This is a genomic window from Protofrankia sp. Cj3, assembly GCF_917627355.1.
Taxonomy (GTDB): domain Bacteria; phylum Actinomycetota; class Actinomycetes; order Frankiales; family Frankiaceae; genus Protofrankia.
Genome location: NZ_CAKJTR010000099.1, coordinates 10,279 through 13,699, shown reverse-complemented (window position 1 = coordinate 13,699; position 3,421 = coordinate 10,279). Strand labels below are relative to the sequence as shown.

4 protein-coding genes are annotated in these 3,421 nt (G+C 66.5%); 3 read left to right on the top strand and 1 reads right to left on the bottom strand.

What is annotated here, in order from left to right; translation table 11 throughout:
- On the bottom strand, positions 1–277 hold a 277-nt coding region (locus MJ783_RS14435), incomplete at its 3' end, for a thiamine-binding protein (RefSeq protein ID WP_239310956.1).
- Between the two features lie 576 nt (positions 278–853).
- On the opposite strand from MJ783_RS14435, the gene MJ783_RS14430 reads away from it, so the two are divergent.
- From MJ783_RS14430 to MJ783_RS14420, 3 genes are all read left to right on the top strand, one after another.
- Complete coding sequence (locus tag MJ783_RS14430; RefSeq protein ID WP_239310955.1) at positions 854–1,498, top strand: ABC transporter permease; 645 nt, start codon at positions 854–856, stop codon at positions 1,496–1,498.
- Positions 1,495–2,706, top strand: a complete 1,212-nt coding sequence (locus MJ783_RS14425; RefSeq protein WP_239310954.1) for an ABC transporter ATP-binding protein — start codon at positions 1,495–1,497, stop codon at positions 2,704–2,706. Before MJ783_RS14430 ends, MJ783_RS14425 begins: the two co-directional genes overlap by 4 nt.
- Positions 2,703–3,421, top strand: a 719-nt coding sequence (locus MJ783_RS14420) for an ABC transporter permease (protein WP_239310953.1), incomplete at its 3' end; no start/stop codon positions are given. The genes MJ783_RS14425 and MJ783_RS14420, both read left to right, overlap by 4 nt.

The window sequence follows — 3,421 nt, the reverse complement described above, 5'->3', positions numbered from 1 at the left end:
GCTCGATCGAGGCGACCTTTCTGTGCAGCGCGTCGGTGACACCGGGACGAATATCAGCCCTGAGCACGAGGCTTACCCGTCTGGATCCCCCGACGACGGCGTCGACCGCCTGTCGCACGACCGTCATGACCTCGTCCCACTCTCCTTCGATCATCGTGAACATCGCGTTCGTCTCGTTGGGGAGGCCGCTGGCACGGACCACGCGCACGGCTTCGGCCACCAGGTCGCCGACGTCCTCGCCGAATCCGATCGGTGTCGCGCTGAAAGCTACAAGCATGATTCATGATCTATCACGCGGCGCCTGCCCGCGGAGGCCGGATCAACAAGGCGTTTGACGTGATCTCCAGGGCTGTGCGGCCCTGACCGCGGAACCGGTGGGGAACTGGCCGGGGAACTGGGCGGCCGTGGCATCCCGACGATGGCGCGGACCTGTCATGACGTCCACTGTCAGCCCGTATGGACAACATCGCTGTATATGTCACACTCACCAGGACGTGGCCCTCTTCCGGAAAACTGATCTCTGGTAGGAGCGTAATTCATGGCGGGTTCCGCTTCTTCTCCGTGCATCCGTACGCTCTTGGTATGTTGTTGCCAAATCACGAGAGGCTACGTAAAGTAGGCAAACATTACACAGGGAGGTTCACCGCGCGAGCGGGCCGGTGAACCCATGCGCCTGGAGTTCCTCGAAGACCGCGGCCCCACGGAATGGATGTTGATGACAGTCATGCCCGCAGAAAGACCGTCGAATGCCTGGATGAGTTCCTGGCCGGCGTGCTGACGCGTCCACCGAACCCCGCGGCCCGGACCGGGAACTGACTCCCGCGGCCACGCCGTCAACGAGCTGGAGACGCTGATGAGCTTCGCCGACTATCTCTCTCAACGCTGGCCGACGTTAGTCGTGCTGTTCCTGGAACATACCGAGGTGGTGCTGATCGCGGTCGCCATTGCCACCGCTGTCGGGATCGGCATCGGAGCCGCCGTCGAAGGCCATCCGCAGGCCAGTCAGATCGCCCTCGGCATAGCCAGTACCATGCTCACCATCCCGTCCCTCGCGTTGTTCGGTCTGCTCATTCCGCTGCTCGGGTTGGGCTTCGCCCCCACTATCAGCGCTCTGGTCCTCTACGCGATCTTCCCGATCCTGCGCAACACCATCACCGGATTGGAATCGGTGCCCAGCGCGGTCGAGGACGCGGCGCGTGGCATGGGGCTGGGCCGGCTGGACCGGCTGCGGCGGATCCGTTTACCGCTGGCCTGGCCGGTTGTGCTTACCGGCATACGACTCGCCACGATTATGACCGTCGCCATCGCCGCGATCGCCGCCGCTGTCGCCGGCCCAGGCCTGGGCGAGCTGATCTTCACCGGGCTGGCCCGCATCGGTGGGGCCAACGCCCTCAACGACACGCTCGCCGGAACGCTCGGCGTCGCGTTGCTGGCCATGCTTCTGGACCTGCTGTTTGTCGTGCTGTCCCGGCTCACCGTTTCCCGGGGCCTTCGATGACCGACCGCTCCACCGCGGTTCCGCCGGACGACGTGATGATCCGGCTGGAGCGGGTCAGCAAGCACTATCCCGGCCAGTCCGCGCCTGCGGTTTCCGAGCTGTCGCTGGACATCCGTGATGGCGAGATCGCCGTGCTGCTCGGTCCTTCCGGCTGCGGCAAAACCACCACTCTCCGCCTGATCAACCGGCTGATCGAGCCGAGCGCGGGCAGGATCTTCCTCAACGGCGAGGACGTCACCAGGGCTGACCCCGACCAGCTGCGTCGACGCATCGGTTATGTCATCCAGCAGGTCGGCCTGTTCCCCCACCTGACGATTGCCGAAAACATCGGTCTCATACCGCGGACCCTGAGGTGGGACAAGAGCCGCGTCCGGGCCCGCGTCGATGAGCTGCTTGACCTGGTCGGCCTTGAGCCCAGGGCGTACCGTGGCCGCTACCCCAAACAGCTTTCGGGCGGCGAGCAACAACGCGTGGGAGTGGCCCGAGCCCTGGCCGCCGACCCACCCGCGATGCTGATGGACGAACCCTTCGGAGCCATCGACCCGATCACCCGGGAACGGCTACAGGACGAGTTTCTGAACCTGCAAGCCCAGATCCGCAAGACCATTGTGCTCGTCACCCATGACGTCGGTGAGGCGGTCAAACTCGGCGACCGCATTGCCGTGCTGGCCGAGCGGGCCAGCCTGGTGCAGTACGACACACCGTCGAAAATATTGGCCGAACCAGCCGACGGGTTCGTCAGGTCGTTCATCGGAACCGGTGCCGCGATACGCCGGTTGCGCCTCGAACCGGTCGGCTCCATCGCGCTCGAACCCGTCGAGGTCGTCCATGCCCGTACCGGCGCAGCCCCCGCTGAGCGGGTGCTCGGTTCCGGGCGTGCTGTGCTGGTGGACGACACCGGGGGAGTGCTGCGTTGGCTGCATCCCAGCGACCGTCGTGCGGCCCGGACGGCCGGGAACGACCTCCCCGTTCCCATCCCCGCCGTCCCTGTCCCCATCCCCATCGCCGTCGTACGGACCGACCAGAGCCTGCACGACGCGCTGGACGCGATGCTGCACGCCCGCGATGACAGCGCGGTCGTCATCGACGAACAGGGACATCCCGTTGGCGCGCTCTCCTGGTCATCCGTTGTGCGGCAGTCTCCCGCCCGAGCTACGCGGCCGCGGCCGCCCGCGGAACCAGCCCGCCTGTCAGAGGGGCGGCGATGAGCGCGATCGCCACGCTCGCGGATCAGGAACCGCCCGAGACACCATGGGCACCGCGGGAATCCGCCGGCCGAACAGCCTTTCGCCGCCTGCTCGGCGTGCTGGCCACACCGGCAGTGCTCATCGCGGCGTGCGTGGCGCTGTTGGCCTATCTGCACGCCCAGAACCTCGACGACATCGAGCGGCGATCGATCAGCCCGCAGCTCATCACCCAGCGGCTGATCGAGCACATCGAGCTGGTCGCCGTGTCCACCGCACTGGTCATCGTGCTGGCGATACCGCTCGGCGTGCTGCTCACGCGGCCGCGGTTACGCCGGTTCGTCGCCCCGCTGCTCGCCCTGGCCAACATCGGCCAAGCCATCCCCTCCATGGGGGTGCTGGTACTGCTCGCGGTCACTGTCGGTATCGGGTTTCAAAAGGCGGTGATCGCGCTCGTACTCGTGTCGGCCCTGCCGGTGCTGCGTAACACCATGGTCGGCCTGCGGGGCGTTGACCGCTCGCTCATCGACGCCGGCCGGGGCATGGGGCTGACCAGAACCGCCGTGCTGTTCCGGGTGGAACTCCCGCTGGCCGTCCCCGTGATTCTGGCCAGCGTCCGGATCGCGGTGATCCTCAACGTGGGCAGCGCGACGCTGGCCGCGTTCACCAACGCCGGTGGCCTGGGCGATTTCATCAACACCGGCATCGCGCTCAACCGGACCCCGGTCCTGCTCACCGG

Coding starts and splice junctions, on each gene's coding strand:
- MJ783_RS14425 (WP_239310954.1), top strand. CDS start 1,495: ATGACCGACCGCTCCACCGCGGTTCCGCCGGACGACGTGATGATCCGG.
- MJ783_RS14430 (WP_239310955.1), top strand. CDS start 854: ATGAGCTTCGCCGACTATCTCTCTCAACGCTGGCCGACGTTAGTCGTG.